The following is a 17,034-nucleotide window of genomic DNA, read 5'->3' on the forward strand; positions in this document are numbered from 1 at the left end:
GGGCGTTTCGCCGCGCGGCTGCGCCGCGCGCTCACCTCTCCGGTCGTTGAGCGAGCGGAGCGAGTCGAAACGCGCTTGCCCGTCAGTCGGTCAGCTTCTCGAGCAGTTCGCGGTACTTGGCCGCGGTGCGCTCCACGATCTCGGCGGGCAGCTCGGGCGGCGTCCCCCGCCCGTTCCAGGCCGCGGCGAGCCAGTCGCGGACGATCTGCTTGTCGAAGCTCGCCATTCGCTCGGCGGGGGTCGTCCCGCGCGCCCAGGCGGCGGCATCCCAGTAGCGCGACGAGTCGCTCGTGAGCACCTCGTCGGCCAGGGTGAGCACGCCGTCGGCATCCACCCCGAACTCGAACTTCGTGTCCGCGAGGATGAGCCCCTTCGCTTCGGCGGTCGCCGCCGCGCGGCGGTAGATCTCGAGGGACAGGTCGCGCAGCTGTGCGGCCCGCTCGGCGCCGACCAGTTCTTCGGCGCGCGCGAACGAGATGTTCTCGTCGTGCTCTCCCAGCGGCGCCTTGTACGCCGGAGTGAACAGCGGTTCGGGCAGGCGGTCGCCGTCCTGCAGGCCGGCAGGCAAGGGGATGCCGCACACCGTCCCCTCGGCGACGTACTCCTTCCACCCCGATCCGGTGAGGTAGCCGCGCACGACGCACTCGATGGGCAGCATGTCGAGGGTGCGTACGATCATCGCCCGACCCACGACGGCGGCCGGAACCAGATCCACCGCGTCGTCCGACCCGGCTACGAGTGCGTGGGTGGCGGCGAGGTGGTTCGGGATGCGTCGTCCGCCGTCGGCACCGGAGAGCTGATCGAACCACCACAGACTGAGCGTCGTGAGCAGCTCGCCCTTGCCTGGGATGCCGGGACTCAGCACGTGATCGAACGCGCTCACCCGGTCGCTCGCGACGACGAGCATGCGCTCCGCCGGAGCAGGTCCACCCTCCGCGGGACGGTACAGATCGCGCACCTTGCCTGAGTAGACGTGGGTCCAGCCGGGCAGATCGGCGGGCGCGGCGGAAGGCGAGGAGGCGTCGGTCACGCGTCCATTATCGCGGGGTGGGCGAGCGCGCGCCGCCGTGTCAGTGGTTGAGCACAGCCCAGGCGATGAGGCTGTCGATCCGGCGGACGTCGGCGCCCTTCGACAGCTTGACCTTGATGTGGCCGGCGCGCGTCCACAGCTCGATCTCCGAGTTCCAGTCCAGCTTTCCGGCGTTCTCTGATGACCACATGTGTATCGCCGAGTACGGAAGGGAGTAGATCTCGACCTTCTTGCCGGTGAGTCCCTGTGCGTCCCGCACGATCAGCCGCTTCGTGGTGAAAGTCGCCGAGTCCCGGAACGTCTTGAAAGATGCGACGGCGTCCTCGCCCTGCGTCAAGAGCGGCAGGACGTCCGCGGGAATCGGTATCTCTTGTTGCAGCGTCCAGGTCAGCAGCGGTGCGGTTTCCATCTTCTTCCTTTCCGTCGGCGGAGGCGGTCCCCGCTGTCGTGCGGTTATCGCGGGGTGATGCGGTCGACGAACGCGTAGGCCTCCGCGACGACGTCGGGCCAGAGCTCCACGGCATCCGGTGCGACGAAGACCCACTCGCGCATCGCGCGGCCGCGCATGGTCATGCGTTCGGCTCTGCCGGTCCGCTCGAGCGCGGTGACCCTCTCTTCGGGCAGCTTCGCGATCAGTCCCGACCGATAGCCCATGAAGGCGAACACCTTCCGGCGGATGCGCAGGCCCTCGCTGCCGAACATGGGTCCGATGTCGACGCCCGGGAGCACCATGTACTCGGCGGCGATGTCGTCGAACACCGCCCGGGCCTCTGCCGTCATGAGCAGACAGTAGCGCGCCGTGAGAAATCGGCGTATAGTCCACGTGGACTAATCGATATGGAGTAGTCGAGAGATCATCGAAGGAGGACGCCGTGAAGACCGCTGTCGACCGGCTCACACCCTTGGGAGTGATGGTGCTCGCGTTGCTGCGCGAAGACGACATGCACCCCTACGAGATGATCCGGCTCATGCGGCAGCGGCACGATGACCGGATCGTCTCGGTGACCAACGGCACGATGTATCACACGGTCGCGCGACTCGAGAAGTGCGCTCTGCTCGCCGAAGTCGGTGTCGGCCGCGACGGCAACCGCCCGGAGCGCACCACGTACACGCTCACCGACGCCGGCCATGAGGCCGTCCAGGACTGGGTGCGCCGGGAACTCCCGCTCCTGGACCGGCCCGTCGAGTTCCGGGTGGCCCTCGCTGAAGCGCACAATCTCCCCCGCGAGGACGTCATCGCGCTGCTGTCGACCCGACGGGCGGAACTCGCCCGTGCGCGGGACGAGCTCGCCGACGGCATCCGCCGTGCTCGGGAGAACTCGACCGAGGCCGCCCGCGTGATCGAGCAGTACCTCATCGAGCTCGATCGAGAGCGGGCCCTGCTCTCCGCCGACCATGACTGGCTCGCCGCCCTGCTGGAGCGGCTCGCCCACCCCGACTTCGTGTGGGGAACACACGAGAAAACCGATCGCTACCTGGCACAGAGAGAAGCCGCACGCTCATGACCGAACAACGCACGCGCGATGTGACCGCGCCCGCGCCCACCCCCGAACGCAGCCCGTGGCCCGCCCTGTGGGCGCTCGTCATCGGGTTCTTCATGATCCTGGTCGACACCACGATCGTCTCGGTGGCCAACCCCGCCATCAAGGCAGCCCTCGACCCGACGACCAACAACCTCGACAACGTCGTGTGGGTCACGTCGGCCTACCTCCTGGCCTACGCCGTGCCGTTGCTGATCACCGGTCGCCTGGGAGACCGATTCGGCCCGAAGCGCATCTACCTCATCGGGCTCGCCATCTTCACGCTCGCCTCCCTCGGCTGCGGCCTGTCGGGGTCGCTCGAGATGCTCATCGTCTTCCGCGCGATCCAGGGCCTGGGTGCCGCACTCATGACGCCGCAGACGATGGCCGTCATCACCCGCACCTTCCCGCCCCAGCGCCGCGGCGCGGCGATGGGCCTGTGGGGAGCGACCTCCGGGGTCGCCATGCTCGTCGGCCCGCTGGCCGGCGGCCTGCTCGTCGACGGTCTCGGATGGGAGTGGATCTTCTTCGTCAACCTGCCCGTCGGCGTGATCGGCTTCGTCCTCGCGTGGATGCTCGTGCCGAACCTCGAGACGCACCACCACCGCTTCGACCTCGTCGGCGTCGTGCTGAGCGCGGTGGGCCTGTTCCTCATCGTCTTCGGTCTGCAGGAGGGCGAGCACTTCGACTGGGCCGCGTGGGTGTGGACGATGATCGCGGGCGGCGTCGTCGTCATGGCGCTCTTCATCTGGCAGCAGGCGAAGACCCGCAGTGAGCCGCTCGTGCCGCTCGCACTGTTCCGTGATCGCAACTTCTCGGTGTCGAACTTCACGATCGCCACGGTCGGCTTCACGGTGACCAGCATGTCGCTGCCGCTCATGTTCTTCGTGCAGCTGGCGCGCGGTCTGACCCCCACCGAGTCGGCGCTGCTGCTCGTGCCGATGGCGGTCGCCGCGGGGGTGCTGTCGCCGTTGACCGGCCGCCTGCTCGATCGCATCGATGCGCGCGTGCTGCTGGTGCCCGGCTTGCTCCTGGTCGCCGGATCGCTCTTCTGGTACTCCTCGCTGATGCACCCCGACACCCCGATCTGGATGTTCCTGCTGCCCTCGTTCCTGATGGGCGTCGGAAACTCCGGCATGTGGGGACCGCTGGCCACCACGGCGACGCGCAACCTCGAGCCGCGTCAGGCCGGCGCGGGCGCGGGCATCTACAACACGACGCGCACGATCGGCTCGGTGCTCGGCTCCGCCGCGATCGCAGCCTTCATGCAGTCGCGTCTCGAGGCGAATCTGCCGGGCGCCTCGAACGCCGGCGGCGACTTCGGCACGGGGCAGCTGCCCGCGGTCGTCGTCGACGGCTTCTCGAACGCCATGGCGCAGACGATCCTGTTGCCGGCGATCGTGCTGCTGATCGGCGTCGTCGCGGTGCTGTTCATGCAGCGTCCGCCGCACCTCACCAAGCGCTGAAAAGGGGGCGCGTTCTGCGGCCCCCGGTTGTGTGTGAGCGCCGTCTGCGCCACTGATTCTGTGTGGTGGGAAAACGGGTGGCGCGTTCTGCTGTTCCCGGGGGAGGGATGCCGCAGATCGCGCCACCGATTCTCGGCGAGCGCTTCGAAAGGGTGGCGAGAGGTGCGGCCGCGGGCACCGCACCTCACCAAGCGCTGAGCGGGGCCGTCGACGACGCGGATCGTCAGTCGACGGCGACGCGGGCGGCGATGTCGCGTCGGTAGTGCGAGCCCTCCAGGTCGATCCGCTCGAGAGCGGCATACGCCTGGTCGCGCGCGGCGCTGAACGAGGCGCCCGTCGCCACTACGTTGAGCACACGTCCACCCGTCGCCACCAGTCCGTCGCCCTGCACCGCCGTCGCGGCGTGCGCGAGGTGCACTCCCGAAACGGATGCCGCGGCATCCAGTCCCGTGATGACCCGGCCGGTGCGCGGCGCCTCGGGGTAGCCCTCGCTCGCGAGCACGACGGTGATCGCGGCCGTGTCGGCGAACGTCGGTGCCGGCTCGTCCTCGAGCGTGCCGGATGCCGCCGCCATCAGCAGCCGTGACAGGGGGCTGGTCAGACGGGCGAGTACGACCTGCGTCTCGGGGTCGCCGAAGCGGGCGTTGAACTCGATGACCTTGATGCCGTCGGCGGTCAGGATGAGTCCCGCGTAGAGCAGACCGATGAAGGGGGTGCCCTCGGCATCCAGCGTGCGGATGACCGGTTCGGCGACCGTGCGGGTCACCTCGGCGACGAACGCCTCCTCGCTGCCGAAGTCGTCGCTCAGCCAGGGCAGCGGTGAGTACGCGCCCATGCCGCCCGTGTTGGGGCCCGCGTCACGGTCGTACGCGCGCTTGAAGTCCTGCGCGGGGCTGAGCGCGCGCACGGTGTCTCCGTCGCTGACGAAGAAGAGCGACACCTCCGGGCCGGAGAGGAACTCCTCGACGAGCACGGGACCGGTGGGAAGGTACGTGTCGGCGTGCGCGAGCGCCGCGTCGCGGTCGTCGGTGACGACGACGCCCTTTCCGGCGGCCAGTCCGTCGGCCTTCACGACGTGGGGGGCGCCGTAGGCGTCGAGGGCGGCTTCGACCTCGGCGCGGGTCGTGGCCCGCGTCGCCCGACCGGTGGGCACGTGGGCGGCATCCATGATCCGCTTCGCGAACGCCTTCGACCCCTCCAGCTGCGCCGCGGCCTTTCCGGGGCCGAACACCGGGATGCCGTGCTCCCGCAGGGCGTCGGCGACTCCCGCGACCAGCGGCGCCTCGGGGCCGATGATCACGAGGTCGATGTCGTGGTCGTTGGCATACTCGGTCACCGCGGCGGGGCTGTTGGCATCGAGGGCGGCGACGATCGTGGCGTCGGCGGCGATGCCGGCGTTGCCGGGGGCCGCGAACAGGTCGTGGCCCGCGTTCTCCCCCTTCAGAGCGAGGAGGATGGCGTGCTCGCGGGCACCGGAACCGAGGACGAGAATGCGCACCCGGCCAGCCTACCGACGGGCCGCCGCGTCGTGAGTGCGGGCTAGCGTGGAGGCATGGCCCGCAAGATCTCCACCGCCGACGGTCGTGACGCCCTCGCCGCTGTCACCGCGGCGAGGGATGCCGACGTGACACCCCCGCGCACGGCGATGGCGACCGCCGTGCGCTACCTGCTCCAGCTGCTGGCAGAGAAGGCCCCCGGCAACACCGTCGAGGTGCGCGTGCCGCCGTTCGGCGCGGTGCAGGTGGTCGAGGGCCCGCGGCACACCCGCGGTACCCCGCCGAATGTCGTCGAGACAGACGCGACCACCTGGATCGCGCTCGCGACCGGTGCCGAGTCGTGGGCCGATGCCCTGGGTGCCGGACGCATTCTCGCGTCCGGCACCCGGGCCGACCTCGCGCCCCTGCTGCCGCTGCGTCCGTGAGACCGCCGCCGCGGGGCGGGCGCGGTCAGACGGTGACGACGATCTTGCCGCGGGTGTGGCCCTCTTCGAGAGCGGCGTAGGCGGCGGCAGCCTCGTCGAGCGGGTAGGTCGCCGCGATCTCGACGCGCAGCTCGCCCGCCGCGACGAGCTCAGCCAGCTCACCGAGCTGGGATGCGTTCGGACGCACCCACACGTAGTGGCCGCCGAACTCGGTGCGTGCGCGGGCGTCGGCGATCGAGGCGACGACGCCGCCGTCGGCGAGCAGACCGGGCGTCGAGTCGAGCGTCGAGCCGCCGACGAAGTCGATGATGACATCGAACCCCTCGGGGGCGATCTCGCGGGCCGCAGGCACGAGGCCCTCGCCGTAGACGACGGGCTCGGCGCCCAGATCGCGGAGGTACGCGTGGTTGCGCTCCGACGCCGTGCCGACGACACGAGCCCCGAGCCGGCGTGCGAGCTGCACGCCGAACGAGCCCACCCCACCAGCGGCGCCGTGGATCAGCACGGTCTGACCCGCGCCGACACCGGCGCGCTCCAGCGTCTGCAGCGCCGTCAGCCCGGCCAGCGGCAGCGCGGCGGCATCCTCGAACGACAGACCTTCGGGCTTCAGAGTCGCGGTGCGCACCGGCACCGGCATGAACTCGGCGACCGAGCCGTTTTCGACGATGTCGGCGCGTGCGTAGGCGAGCACCGCGTCGCCCACGGCGAACTCGGGGGTGTCCAGTCCCGTCTTCTCGACGATGCCGGCGACGTCCCAGCCGGGCACGACAGGAAGACGCGTGTCGATGAGGCCGCGCAGGTAGCCCTCGCGGATCTTGTAGTCGACGGGGTTGATCCCGGCCGCGACCACCCTCACCACCAGGGTGTCGGGACCGACGTGCGGCTCCTCACGCTCGGTGAGCTCGAAGCGGTCGTTGCCGCCGAAATCCGAATAGACAAGTGCCTTCATGCTCGATCCCAACCGTGCGCGCCCGGCATCCATTCCTGCGGACGAGCCTCGCGCCTATTCTGGGGGCGTGATCAGACTCGCCACGATCGGCACCAGCACCATCACCGAGAAGTTCGCCGATGCCGTCGCGCAGACGCCCGGCATCCGCATCGACGTGGTGTTCTCCCGCGACGCGGCGCGCGGTCGCGCGTTCGCCGATCGGCTCGGCATCTACGGCGTGAGCACCGACCTCGAGGCGCTGCTGGCCTCAGGCGAGGTGGATGCCGTCTACGTGGGGTCGCCGAACGGAGCCCACGCCGCGCAGGCCGAAGCGGCCATCGCGGCGGGTGTGCACGTGTTCCTCGAGAAGCCGGCGACACCGACGGCGGACGAGTTCGCGCGCCTCGTCGAGGCGGCCCGGGCCCGTGGGGTCGTCGTGTTCGAGGGCATGCGCAACGCGTACGACCCGGGCATGACCCGTCTGCGTGCCCTGCTGCCCCAGGTGGGAACGGTGCGGCTGGTGTCGTTCGGGCAGAGCCAGCGGTCGGCGCGGTATGACCTCGTCCTGGCCGGCGAGACGCCGAACATCTTCGACCCGGCTCTCGCGGGCGGAGCGCTGTTCGATCTGGGTGTCTATCCGCTCAGCGCCGCGATCGAGCTGTTCGGCGCACCGGGTGCGGTGGTCGGGGCGACGGCGACGATCGCGACCGGTGCCGACGGCGCGGGTGCCGCCGTGCTCTCCTACGACGGCTTCGTCGTGCAGATTGCCTTCTCCAAGATCGGCGCCTCGCGTCGACCGAACGAGATCCAGGGCGAGCTCGGCACGATCGAGATCGATGAGATCACCGCGCCGCGCCGGATCACGCTCGACCTGTTCTCCGGCGTGCACGAGGAGATCGAGATCGACGGCCCCGACAACAACATGCGCTTCGAGGTGGCCCGCTTCGCCCAGCTCGTCCGTGGAGATGACGAGGCATCTGCCGACCAGCGGCGCAGCCTCGAGGTGCTGCGCGCCGTCGAGGCGATCCGAGCCGGTGCCGAGCAGCTCCCCGCCCCGCGGCCCCAGTGACAGGAGAAACTCATGAGCGACACCAAGAGCGGCTTCAGCGCCGATGAGCGCGCGGCGATGGCGCAGCGCGCTCAAGAGCTGCGCGCCACCAAGGGGCTGAAGGGCGCGGCCAAACAGGCCGCAGAGCTCGAGGCGTGCATCGCGGCGATCGACGCGTTGACCGGCACCGACAGGGAGGTGGCCACACTGCTGCACCGCGTCGTCACCGAGGAAGCGCCGCAGCTCGCGCCGAAGACCTGGTACGGCTTCCCGTCCTACGCCCGCGAGGGGAAGGTGGTGGTCTTCTACCAGCCGGCACTGAAGTTCGACACCCGATACGGCACGGTGGGTTTCCAGGAGGACGCGCTGCTGGACGACGGTGACATGTGGGCGACGTCGTTCGCCGTGGTCGCCGTGACACCGGCCGTCGAAAAGACGCTGCGAGAGCTCGTCGCCCGATCGGTGGGCTGAGCGCGCACCACCGGCGTTCGCCGGGGGACGGCGCCGGACGGCGCCGGGTCGGCGCGGGCGACGACCTAGACTGGTGGGGTTCCACCGTCCCCGATCCGATGAGTCCGACGTGTCCGACGACGCCCCCGCTCCCACCCGTACCCACGGCGCAGGAGCGACCCGCACCTTCGATGTGCGTCATGTGCAGCTCGGTCGCGCCCTCCTCGCGGCCCTCGCCGCCGTGATGGTGACCTTCTCGCCCGACCACTCGGCATCCGTCGGTCTCGCCGTCTTCAGCGGGTGGGCGATCGCCACCGCGCTCGTGCTCCTGATCGGTGCGTGGCTCGTCTTCCCGCGCGAGCGCCGTTCTGTTCCGATCCTGCTCGGGGTGCTGACCCTGCTCGCGGGGATGGCCACCGGCATTCCGGGGCTGCGTTCGACGGCGCTGTTCTTCGTCGTCGTCATCGCGTGGGCGCTGATCGCGGGTGTCGCCGAGCTCATCGGGGGCATCCGGCAGCGCCGCAGCGCCGCGTCCCTCGTGGGCGTCCTTCGCAGCGAGCGCCGCGACGAGGGTCGCGACGGCGTGCTCGCGGGTGCGCTCACCATCGCGCTCGGCATCGGTCTGCTTCTGGTGAACCCCGCGTACAGCCTGGAGTACTTCATCTCCGAAGCCGGGCGTTCCTTCACCCTGACCGGCATCACCATCGGTGTCGGCCTCTTCGGCGGCTATGCCGCCATCATCGCCGTCTTCCTCGGCATCGCCGGCCTCTCGCCGCGACGCCCCGCCGCCGAGGACGGCACCCGTTCAGGAGGATCCGCATGAGCGAGCCGCGTCCCACCCGTCGTGATCTGCTCAAGCCGGTGCAGCTGCTGGGCTTCGCCTTCGCCGCCGCCGTGTTCTCCGGCCTCGTCACGCTCGTCTCGATGGGGTTCTTCCAGGACCTCACCGGCGACGAGCGGGTGCACGTCGTCGTGGTCTCTCTGGTCGTCGCCGGTGTCGCCTTCATCGCGACCCTGGTCATCATCGCGCTGTGCATGCTCGCGATCGATCCGGCGAAGATGGGCGGCGAGATCGACCACGGTGTGCTCATGGACGACACGGATGCCGAGGCATCCCCCGACGCCACGGACGACGGCGCCGCGCCGCGCCGCTGAGCACGTCGAGACGCGCGCTCAGACCCGGTCGACGAGCTCGTCCGCCAGGCCGGTGTACCCGGCCGGCGTGAGCGCCAGCAGCCTCTCCTTCGCGTCCTCGCCGATGTCGAGCGTGCGCACGAACTCCGCCAGCTCGGGGCCGCCGACGCGGCGTCCGCGCGTGAGCTCCTTCAGCAGGGCGTAGGGGTCGGTGATCTGCGACCGTCCCGCGACGATCTCCGCGCGCACCACCGTCTGGATCGCCTCGGCGAGCACCTCCCAGTTCGCGTCGAGGTCGGCGAGGAGCACGTCGCGGGAGAGCGAAATCTCGGTGAGCCCGCGCTGCAGGTTGTCGAGAGCGAGCAGGGAGTGGCCGAACGCGACGCCGATGTTGCGCTGCGTCGTGGAGTCGGTGAGGTCGCGCTGCATACGGCTGGTGACGAGGGTGGACGCCAGCGTCGTGAACAGGCCGCCGGAGATCTCGAAGTTCGCTTCGGCGTTCTCGAAACGGATCGGGTTGATCTTGTGCGGCATGGTCGACGAGCCGGTGGCGCCGGCGACCGGGATCTGCGCGAAGAAGCCCATCGCGATGTAGGTCCAGATGTCGGTTGCGAGGTTGTGCAGGATGCCGCCGGCGTGACGCACCCGGTCGTACAGCTCCACCTGCCAGTCGTGCGACTCGATCTGCGTCGTCAGCACGTTGAAGTCGATGCCGAGGCCCTCGATGAACGCGCGGGACAGTTCGGGCCAGTCGACGTCGGGCGCGGCGGCCAGATGGGCCGACCAGGTGCCGGTGGCGCCGGAGAACTTCGCCAGGTACTCGCCGTCGGCGATCTGGGCGGCCACGCGCTCGAGCCGCCAGGCGAAGACGGCGAGCTCCTTGCCCATCGTCGACGGAGTGGCGGGCTGACCGTGCGTGCGCGAGAGCATCGCGGCATCCCGGTGCTCGTGCGAGAGCGCCGCCAGAGCGTCGATCACGGCGCGCAGCTTCGGCAGCCAGACGTTCTCGACGGCACGCTTGACCGTCAGGGCGTATGACGCCGAGTTGATGTCCTCGCTGGTGCACGCGAAGTGCGTGAGCTCGGCGACGGCGTCCAGGCCGAGTGTCTGCAGGCGGTCGCGCACGAGATACTCGACAGCCTTCACGTCGTGGCGGGTCACCGACTCGGTGGAGGCGAGCCACTCGATCTCTGCCGCGCCGAACGCCCGGTAGAGCTCGCGGAGGGCGTCCTTCTGGTCGGCCGTGAGCGCCGTCGAGCCGAACAGGCCGCGGTCGGTGAGCGTGATGATCCACTCCACCTCGACCTCGACGCGCGCACGGTTGAGGCCGGCCTCCGACAGGTACGCCGACAGGTCGGCGACGGCGCCGCGGTAACGGCCGTCAAGCGGGCTGAGGGGCTGGTGGGCGAGGGTGTTCGCGGTGGTCACGACGCGGGCTCCGATCACGGTGTCTGTCGACGCGCGGCCGGTGCGCACGACGACAGGCTCACAACGGACGGATGGCCGGTTCGAGCTGCCGGAAGAGCGCCCGACTCGCGCTCTCGATCATACCGAGCACGTCGTCGAACATCTCCGGGCCGGCGTAGTACGGGTCGGGGACGTCCAGGTTGCCGTGCGCCTCGGGGTCGAAAGAGAGCAGGAGCGCGAGCTTGTCGGCATCCGTCGTCGTGCGCGCCCAGCTCGCGAGGATGCGCTCGTGCGAGCGATCGAGGGCGACCACGAGGTCATTGCGCTCGAAGTCGTCGAGCGTGAACTGACGGGCGCGGTGGCGTGCGCCGTCGTAGCCGCGTCGCGCGAGCGCATCGAGGGTGCGGCTGTCGGCGCGTTCGCCCACGTGCCAGTCGCCCGTCCCTGAGCTGGTCGACACGACGCGAGCGCCGAGGCCGGCGCGGTCGGCGATGTCGCGGAAGACGATCTCGGCCATGGGGGAGCGGCAGATATTGCCGGTGCAGACGAACACGACGCGAAACGGTGCGGCGTGGGCAGTCACCTCCCCATTGTGGTGCAGGTCGACGGCCGCACGAAAGACCTCCTCCCCACGCGGGCGGCGCGCCGCGCCTGTCCACGGATGTCGAGACCGTCGCACGGCGCTGCGCAGCCCGGGCCGACGATCGTCCTGTGGACCGACTCGCGGATATCGCCGATGCCCGGGCCCTCCTGCGTCAGGCGCGTGAGACTCTCGTGGAGTCGAATCGGCGGATGCTCGGGCTGCGGGCCGACGCGCAGTGGGCGACCACGGCGGCAGAACCCATCCGGGAGCGTCTCGACGCCTGCGCGCACCTGAGCGCGGTCGCGATCGATGACATCGACACCTGGGACCGTGACCTGGCTCAGGCGGCCGAGCGGGCGCTCATCGAGGCGGCGGGATGAGCGACGACGTCGACATCCGCTCCGGCGGGCTCGTCGCGGTCGACACCGATGCGCTGCGAGAGCTGTCCGGCGCCCTCGGGCCGATCTCGGCTCGTCTCGATGAGGTCGCAGAAGCGCTCGCCGGCGCCGGGACCGCGTCGCTGGCTGCCGGGCTCTGGGTTCCCGATCCCGCCGGGCGGGCGCGGGAGGCGCACGCGATCGCCACCGACCTCTCGCGCACGCTCGACACGCTCGCCCAGACGTACGACCTCGCCGAGAAGGAGGCGCTGCACGCGCTCCACGGCACACGCGACGTCGACGTCATGCAGCTCGCGGCGGCACGGATGCAGGCCGAGGGGGATGTCGCGGCGGCGGCGAAGCGGCTCGCGGCCGAGTGGATCGAGGGCCGTCACCGCGACATCGAAGACCAGATGCGAGACAGCGCCCTCATGCTCGGGGTGTACGGCCCGCTCGGACCCGCCCTGACGCAGCTGACCGCCGCCGTCCGCCGCGCCGGTCGGGGCACGGTGCCCGCCGCGGCGCCCCCGTTGCGGCCCGGGGCAGAGACGGCATCCGTCGAGGAGATCAGCACGCATCGCGCGACCGGTGCCGACGCCGCGCCGCGCGGACTGGTCGACGTCATCGATCGGATGCCGGGACAGGACGGCCTCGACGATGCGCGCGTGCGCGTGGAGGAGTACCGCTACGCGTCCGGCGAGCGCGAGTTTGTGGCCTACATCGCGGGAACCCGCGCCGCGTTCGCGGCGGACGAGCCGTGGGACATGACCTCCAACCTCCAGCTGTACTTCGGTGCCCAGTCGTCGTCGTACCTCGCGGTGGAGCGCGCGCTGACGGCGGCGGGGGCGGTCGCGGGAGATCGCGTGCACGTGTTCAGTCACTCGCAGGGTGGCATGATCGCGGCCTACCTGGCGCGGGACGGCGACTTCGACGTCGTGACCGAGGTCAGCTTCGGCAGCCCCGTCCAGGCCGAACAGGCCGACGGTGTGCTCTCGGTCGCCGTCCGGCACACGGACGATCCGGTCGCGGCGCTCGCGGTCGGCGGCTTTCCGGGTGTCTCGGGCTCTGGCGACAGTGTCGTCGTCGAACGCGAGGCCGATCCCATGCCGCGGTGGAGCGATGCGACGTTCGCGGTGCACCAGCTCGACGCCTACCGCGAGACGGCGGCGATGGTCGACTCCTCGGACGATCCGCGCATCGACGCGCTCCGCGAGCGTCTCGCACCCCTTGCGGGCGCGGCCGTCGTCACCTCGACGGTCTACGGCGCCCACCGAGAGCAGGCCCGCTCGGCGGATCGACGACGGCGCTCGGGAGGAGGAGGGCTCTGACGAGGAGGCGCGACCGTCAGCTGCGGCGCTTCTTCTCCTGCGGGCGCAGCAGAATGCCGAACACCCAGTTGATGAGCGAGATGAGGATCGCGGCGACGACGCCGAGCCAGAAGCTCTCGACGGTCAGGCCCCAGCCCCACGAACTGGTGACCCACGCCGTGATCCACAGCAGCAGCCCGTTGATGACGAACGAGATGAGCCCGAGCGTCAGGATGTACAGCGGGATCGCGACGATCTTGATCACGGTGCCGATGATCGTGTTGACCAGCGCGAAGATCGCGGCGACGGCGAGCAGCGTCAGTACGAGCTGCAGGGTCTCGCCGGGCGCGAACGGCGTCACCCCGACCTGGAGGGCGGGGATGAGCGTCACGACCCAGATGGCGAAGGCGTTGACGACGACGCGGACGATGAAGCGCATGGTCCTCACAGTCTTCCACGCGGACGCCGCGCACGAAAGGCTTCACTCCAGGTCGCAGCGCCCCTCGTAGACTCGACGCGTGACCGATCTGCCCGTGCGCATCCGCCCCGAGATCGCCGCCCTTCCCGCCTACACGCAGGGAAAGCAGGCCGGCGCCGAAGCGTTCAAGCTGTCCAGCAACGAGAACCCCTTCGCCCCGCTGCCGAGCGTCGTGGCGGCCGTGCAGGCGGCGATCGCCGTCAACCGCTACCCCGACGCCTCATCACCGCGTCTGCGGGCCCGCCTCGCGGAGCGTTTCGGCGTCGGTGACGACGCCGTGCACATCGCCGCCGGCTCGGTGTCGATCCTCTTCCAGCTCGCCCAGGCCACGAGCGGACCGGGCGATGAGATCCTCTTCTCCTGGCGTTCGTTCGAGGCCTATCCGAGCCTGGCGACGGTGGCCGGCGCGACCGCCGTCACCGTGGCGAACGATGCGGCCGGCGGCCACGACCTGGACGCGATGGCCGCTGCCGTCACCGAGCGCACGCGCATGATCATCGTCTGCAGCCCGAACAATCCGACGGGCCCGGTGGTGGCCCAGGCGGACTTCGACGCGTTCCTCGGCCGTGTCCCGAACGACGTGCTCGTGATCCTCGACGAGGCGTACGCCGAGTTCGTCACCGACCCGGATGCCGTGGCCGGCGCCGACGTCATCGCCGCCGGGCACGCGAACGTCGTGGTGCTGCGCACCTTCTCGAAGGCCTACGGGCTCGCCGGGCTGCGCGTCGGGTACGCGGTCGGCGACCCGCGCATCCTCGCGGCCGCGCGCAGCACCGGCATCCCCCTGTCGGTCACCGCCGCCGCCGAGGAGGCGGCCCTGGCCAGCCTGGATGCCGAGGGGGAGCTGCTCGAGCGGGTGCGCACCCTCGCCGCGCACCGTGACGACCTGGCCGCGCGGCTGCGTGCGACCGGATGGGACGTGCCCGAAGCGCAGGGCAACTTCGTCTGGCTGCCGGCCGGCGCGCGTGCGCTCGAGGTCGCCGCGGCGTTCGAGGAGGCCGGTCTGATCGTCCGCCCCTTCGCCGGCGACGGTGTGCGCATCTCCATCGGTGAGCACGAGGCGATCGAGCCGATCGTTCGGGTCGCGGCATCCGTCGCTGCGCGTCCATAGTTCCTGCGCGTTGTGGTCGACGCACGGCGGATCGCGATTCCCGTTGTCGATCCCATGCAGTCGGACGCATGCGCGGGGCGTTAGCGTGGGAACATGACCCCGCCTGACGACCCGGCCCTCGTGCGCGTTCTGGCGGCGGACGGGACGTTCGCCCCCACGCCCGAAGCCGAGCGGTATCTGCCCCTCATCGACGCTCTCTCCGATGCCGAGCTCGAGACGTTCTACCGCGACATGGTTCTCGTGCGCGCCTTCGACCGGCAGGCCACCAACCTGCAGCGGCAGGGTCAGCTCGCGCTGTGGCCGCCGTCGCTCGGTCAGGAGGCCGCCCAGGTCGGGTCGGTGCGCGCCGCCCGGCCGCAGGATCACCTGTTCCCGTCGTACCGCGAGCACGTCGTCGCCACCACCCGCGGTGTCGACCCGATCGACATCATCCGCGTGATGCGTGGTCTGACGCACGGCGGCTGGGACCCGACCGACCCGAAGAACGGCAACGTCCACATCTACACGCTCGTTCTCGGGTCGCAGACGCTGCACGCGACCGGCTTCGGCATGGGCCTCGTCTTCGACAAGCGCTGCGGCACGGGCGATCCGGCGCGCGATGAAGCCGTGGTCGTCTACTACGGCGACGGCGCCTCGAGCCAGGGTGACGTGCACGAGGCCATGGTCTTCGCGAACACCTACCGCACGCCCGAGGTGTTCTTCCTGCAGAACAACCACTGGGCGATCTCGGTTCCGGTCGCGACGCAGTCGCGGGCGCCTCTCTACCGCCGCGGGGCGGGCTACGGCATGCCTTCGATCCTCGTGGACGGCAATGACGTGCTGGCCAGCTACGCGGTCTCCAAGCTCGCGCTCGACGAGGCGCGCGCCGGCGAGGGGCCCCGCGCGATCGAGGCGATGACCTACCGCATGGGCGCCCACACGACGAGCGACGACCCCACCAAGTACCGCACGTCCGACGAGGAGCAGTCGTGGGCGCGGCGCGATCCGATCGCCCGCATGCGCGCGTATCTGCAGGCGCGGGGTGCGGCGGCATCCTTCTTCGACGACGTGGATGCCGCGGCCCAGGCCTACGCCGACGACGTGCGCGTGCGCACCAACGCGCTCGGCACGATCGAGCCGGAGTCGATGTTCGCGCACGTCTACAGCGAGGATCACCCGTTGATGGTGGAGCAGCGTCGCTGGCTCGCCGATTACGAGGCGTCGCTGGAGGGAGGAGTCTGATGGTGGAGTCCATGCCTCTGGCGAAGGCGCTCAACGCGGGTCTTCGCGCCGCGATGGCCGCCGACGACCACGTTCTGCTCATGGGCGAGGACATCGGCCGCCTCGGCGGCGTGTTCCGCGTGACGGAAGGCCTGCAGGCCGAGTTCGGTGAGCAGCGCGTGCTCGACACCCCGCTCGCGGAGTCGGGCATCGTCGGCACCGCGATCGGGCTTGCGATGGCGGGGTTCCGTCCGATCATCGAGATCCAGTTCGACGGCTTCGTCTTCCCTGCCTTCGACCAGATCACGACGCAGCTCGCCAAGCTGACCAACCGGCACGAGGGTGCGCTGCAGATGCCGGTCGTCATCCGCATCCCGTACGGCGGCCACATCGGGGCCGTCGAGCACCACCAGGAGAGCCCGGAGGCGTACTTCACGCACACCGCGGGGTTGCGAGTCGTCTCTCCCTCGACCGCGAACGACGCGTACTGGATGATCCAGGATGCCGTGCGCTCGCCCGACCCGGTGATCTTCCTCGAGCCCAAGGCCAAGTATTGGATGAAGGGCGACGTCGACACGGTCGAGCGCCCCCTGCCCCTCCACGCGTCGCGGCTCGTGCGCCGCGGCACCGACGTCACGCTCGTCGGCCACGGTGCGATGGTGACGACGCTGCTGCAGGCCGCCGCGCTCGCCGAGAGCGAGGGCACCTCGTGCGAGGTGATCGATCTGCGCTCGCTCTCGCCGATCGACTACGGCCCCATCCTCGACTCGGTGCGCCGCACCGGTCGCATGGTCTACGCCCAGGAGGCGCCCGGGTTCACGTCGGTGGGCTCGGAGGTGGCCGCGACCGTCATGGAGCGGGCGTTCTTCGCTCTGGAAGCGCCGGTGCTGCGCGTGTCGGGCTTCGACGTTCCGTTCCCGCCCGCCAAGCTCGAGGGCACCTACCTCCCGGATGCGGATCGCATCCTCGAGGCCGTCGACCGCGCCCTGGCCTACTGACCGCCCCCCGCCCCGCCCCGCCCATGATCGCGAGACACCATCCCTGCACCGAGACACGCGTCGTAGCCCCGTGTCT

The 17,034-nt window shown here is 70.3% G+C and carries 20 protein-coding genes; 12 read left to right on the forward strand and 8 right to left on the reverse strand.

Translation table 11 applies throughout. The annotated features are described in order from the left end of the window. Positions 1-82: 82 nt before the first annotated feature. From HMPREF1529_RS05165 to HMPREF1529_RS05175, 3 genes are read right to left on the reverse strand one after another with little or no spacing between them, the layout of a single operon-like run. Positions 83-1,030 (reverse strand): phosphoribosylaminoimidazolesuccinocarboxamide synthase, encoded by a 948-nt coding sequence (locus HMPREF1529_RS05165; protein ID WP_016463983.1) that lies wholly within the window; start codon positions 1,028-1,030, stop codon positions 83-85. Between the two features lie 40 nt (positions 1,031-1,070). Beyond that, a complete protein-coding gene (locus HMPREF1529_RS05170; protein ID WP_016463984.1) occupies positions 1,071-1,439 on the reverse strand; it encodes a PH domain-containing protein in 369 nt (122 codons plus the stop codon). 44 nt (positions 1,440-1,483) lie between these two features. Continuing rightward, the gene (locus HMPREF1529_RS05175) at positions 1,484-1,810 is read right to left on the reverse strand and encodes a hypothetical protein (RefSeq protein WP_016463985.1); all 327 of its coding nucleotides are present in this window, start codon (positions 1,808-1,810) and stop codon (positions 1,484-1,486) included. 92 nt (positions 1,811-1,902) lie between these two features. Here HMPREF1529_RS05175 and HMPREF1529_RS05180 point away from each other — a divergent pair, with 92 nt between their 5' ends. Both HMPREF1529_RS05180 and HMPREF1529_RS05185 read left to right on the forward strand, forming a co-directional pair. Next, a complete protein-coding gene (locus tag HMPREF1529_RS05180) occupies positions 1,903-2,535 on the forward strand; it encodes a PadR family transcriptional regulator (protein WP_005051721.1) in 633 nt (210 codons plus the stop codon). Continuing rightward, positions 2,532-4,016 carry a DHA2 family efflux MFS transporter permease subunit gene (locus HMPREF1529_RS05185; RefSeq protein ID WP_016463986.1) on the forward strand — a complete coding sequence of 495 codons (1,485 nt, stop codon included), beginning with the start codon at positions 2,532-2,534 and terminating at the stop codon, positions 4,014-4,016. Before HMPREF1529_RS05180 ends, HMPREF1529_RS05185 begins: the two co-directional genes overlap by 4 nt. Before the next feature lie 223 nt (positions 4,017-4,239). Here HMPREF1529_RS05185 and purD read toward each other — a convergent pair whose 3' ends face one another. After that, entirely contained in the window at positions 4,240-5,514 is a 1,275-nt protein-coding gene (gene purD, locus HMPREF1529_RS05190) for a phosphoribosylamine--glycine ligase (protein ID WP_016463987.1), read from the reverse strand. A gap of 54 nt (positions 5,515-5,568) precedes the next feature. On the opposite strand from purD, the gene HMPREF1529_RS05195 reads away from it, so the two are divergent. Next, the gene (locus tag HMPREF1529_RS05195; protein ID WP_016463988.1) at positions 5,569-5,937 is read left to right on the forward strand and encodes a sterol carrier family protein; all 369 of its coding nucleotides are present in this window, start codon (positions 5,569-5,571) and stop codon (positions 5,935-5,937) included. A 25-nt stretch (positions 5,938-5,962) separates the two neighbouring features. Here the strand turns inward: HMPREF1529_RS05195 and HMPREF1529_RS05200 are convergent, their stop codons facing one another. Then, positions 5,963-6,886, reverse strand: a complete 924-nt coding sequence (locus tag HMPREF1529_RS05200) for an NADP-dependent oxidoreductase (protein ID WP_016463989.1) — start codon at positions 6,884-6,886, stop codon at positions 5,963-5,965. A gap of 67 nt (positions 6,887-6,953) precedes the next feature. On the opposite strand from HMPREF1529_RS05200, the gene HMPREF1529_RS05205 reads away from it, so the two are divergent. The 4 genes from HMPREF1529_RS05205 to HMPREF1529_RS05220 all read left to right on the forward strand — a co-directional run bounded on the left by HMPREF1529_RS05205 (position 6,954) and on the right by HMPREF1529_RS05220 (position 9,518). Then, on the forward strand, positions 6,954-7,934 hold the full coding sequence (locus tag HMPREF1529_RS05205; RefSeq protein WP_016463990.1) for a Gfo/Idh/MocA family protein: 981 nt from the start codon (positions 6,954-6,956) through the stop codon (positions 7,932-7,934). 12 nt (positions 7,935-7,946) lie between these two features. Further along, positions 7,947-8,384, forward strand: a complete 438-nt coding sequence (locus tag HMPREF1529_RS05210; protein ID WP_016463991.1) for a hypothetical protein — start codon at positions 7,947-7,949, stop codon at positions 8,382-8,384. Positions 8,385-8,493: 109 nt separating this feature from the next. Beyond that, positions 8,494-9,186: a hypothetical protein gene (locus HMPREF1529_RS05215; protein ID WP_016463992.1), complete on the forward strand. Its 693-nt coding sequence runs from the start codon at positions 8,494-8,496 to the stop codon at positions 9,184-9,186. After that, a complete protein-coding gene (locus HMPREF1529_RS05220) occupies positions 9,183-9,518 on the forward strand; it encodes a hypothetical protein (RefSeq protein WP_005051738.1) in 336 nt (111 codons plus the stop codon). The genes HMPREF1529_RS05215 and HMPREF1529_RS05220 overlap by 4 nt, the downstream gene beginning before the upstream one ends. An 18-nt stretch (positions 9,519-9,536) precedes the next feature. On the opposite strand, the gene purB is transcribed toward HMPREF1529_RS05220, so the two are convergent. Together purB and HMPREF1529_RS05230 are read right to left on the reverse strand one after the other, a co-directional pair. Further along, positions 9,537-10,973, reverse strand: a complete 1,437-nt coding sequence (gene purB / locus HMPREF1529_RS05225; protein ID WP_016463993.1) for an adenylosuccinate lyase — start codon at positions 10,971-10,973, stop codon at positions 9,537-9,539. A 10-nt stretch (positions 10,974-10,983) separates the two neighbouring features. Continuing rightward, complete coding sequence (locus HMPREF1529_RS05230) at positions 10,984-11,487, reverse strand: low molecular weight protein-tyrosine-phosphatase (protein ID WP_036282749.1); 504 nt, start codon at positions 11,485-11,487, stop codon at positions 10,984-10,986. 128 nt (positions 11,488-11,615) lie between these two features. On the opposite strand from HMPREF1529_RS05230, the gene HMPREF1529_RS05235 reads away from it, so the two are divergent. Both HMPREF1529_RS05235 and HMPREF1529_RS05240 read left to right on the forward strand, forming a co-directional pair. Then, a complete protein-coding gene (locus HMPREF1529_RS05235) occupies positions 11,616-11,867 on the forward strand; it encodes a hypothetical protein (protein ID WP_016463995.1) in 252 nt (83 codons plus the stop codon). Next, positions 11,864-13,192 carry a hypothetical protein gene (locus tag HMPREF1529_RS05240; protein ID WP_016463996.1) on the forward strand — a complete coding sequence of 443 codons (1,329 nt, stop codon included), beginning with the start codon at positions 11,864-11,866 and terminating at the stop codon, positions 13,190-13,192. Before HMPREF1529_RS05235 ends, HMPREF1529_RS05240 begins: the two co-directional genes overlap by 4 nt. A gap of 16 nt (positions 13,193-13,208) precedes the next feature. Here the strand turns inward: HMPREF1529_RS05240 and HMPREF1529_RS05245 are convergent, their stop codons facing one another. Then, complete coding sequence (locus HMPREF1529_RS05245; RefSeq protein WP_016463997.1) at positions 13,209-13,610, reverse strand: phage holin family protein; 402 nt, start codon at positions 13,608-13,610, stop codon at positions 13,209-13,211. Between the two features lie 79 nt (positions 13,611-13,689). On the opposite strand from HMPREF1529_RS05245, the gene HMPREF1529_RS05250 reads away from it, so the two are divergent. The 3 genes from HMPREF1529_RS05250 to HMPREF1529_RS05260 all read left to right on the forward strand — a co-directional run bounded on the left by HMPREF1529_RS05250 (position 13,690) and on the right by HMPREF1529_RS05260 (position 16,958). Then, positions 13,690-14,760, forward strand: a complete 1,071-nt coding sequence (locus HMPREF1529_RS05250) for a histidinol-phosphate transaminase (protein WP_016463998.1) — start codon at positions 13,690-13,692, stop codon at positions 14,758-14,760. A 93-nt stretch (positions 14,761-14,853) separates the two neighbouring features. Beyond that, complete coding sequence (locus tag HMPREF1529_RS05255; RefSeq protein ID WP_016463999.1) at positions 14,854-15,981, forward strand: thiamine pyrophosphate-dependent enzyme; 1,128 nt, start codon at positions 14,854-14,856, stop codon at positions 15,979-15,981. Then, complete coding sequence (locus HMPREF1529_RS05260) at positions 15,981-16,958, forward strand: alpha-ketoacid dehydrogenase subunit beta (RefSeq protein WP_005051746.1); 978 nt, start codon at positions 15,981-15,983, stop codon at positions 16,956-16,958. Before HMPREF1529_RS05255 ends, HMPREF1529_RS05260 begins: the two co-directional genes overlap by 1 nt. Positions 16,959-17,034 lie beyond the last annotated feature (76 nt).

This window comes from Microbacterium sp. oral taxon 186 str. F0373, assembly GCF_000411455.1.
Classification (GTDB): Bacteria; Actinomycetota; Actinomycetes; order Actinomycetales; family Microbacteriaceae; genus Microbacterium.

Coding starts and splice junctions, on each gene's coding strand:
- HMPREF1529_RS05170 (WP_016463984.1), bottom strand. CDS start 1,439: ATGGAAACCGCACCGCTGCTGACCTGGACGCTGCAACAAGAGATACCG.
- HMPREF1529_RS05175 (WP_016463985.1), bottom strand. CDS start 1,810: ATGACGGCAGAGGCCCGGGCGGTGTTCGACGACATCGCCGCCGAGTAC.
- HMPREF1529_RS05185 (WP_016463986.1), top strand. CDS start 2,532: ATGACCGAACAACGCACGCGCGATGTGACCGCGCCCGCGCCCACCCCC.
- HMPREF1529_RS05195 (WP_016463988.1), top strand. CDS start 5,569: ATGGCCCGCAAGATCTCCACCGCCGACGGTCGTGACGCCCTCGCCGCT.
- HMPREF1529_RS05200 (WP_016463989.1), bottom strand. CDS start 6,886: ATGAAGGCACTTGTCTATTCGGATTTCGGCGGCAACGACCGCTTCGAG.
- HMPREF1529_RS05210 (WP_016463991.1), top strand. CDS start 7,947: ATGAGCGACACCAAGAGCGGCTTCAGCGCCGATGAGCGCGCGGCGATG.
- HMPREF1529_RS05220 (WP_005051738.1), top strand. CDS start 9,183: ATGAGCGAGCCGCGTCCCACCCGTCGTGATCTGCTCAAGCCGGTGCAG.
- HMPREF1529_RS05240 (WP_016463996.1), top strand. CDS start 11,864: ATGAGCGACGACGTCGACATCCGCTCCGGCGGGCTCGTCGCGGTCGAC.
- HMPREF1529_RS05245 (WP_016463997.1), bottom strand. CDS start 13,610: ATGCGCTTCATCGTCCGCGTCGTCGTCAACGCCTTCGCCATCTGGGTC.
- HMPREF1529_RS05255 (WP_016463999.1), top strand. CDS start 14,854: ATGACCCCGCCTGACGACCCGGCCCTCGTGCGCGTTCTGGCGGCGGAC.
- HMPREF1529_RS05260 (WP_005051746.1), top strand. CDS start 15,981: ATGGTGGAGTCCATGCCTCTGGCGAAGGCGCTCAACGCGGGTCTTCGC.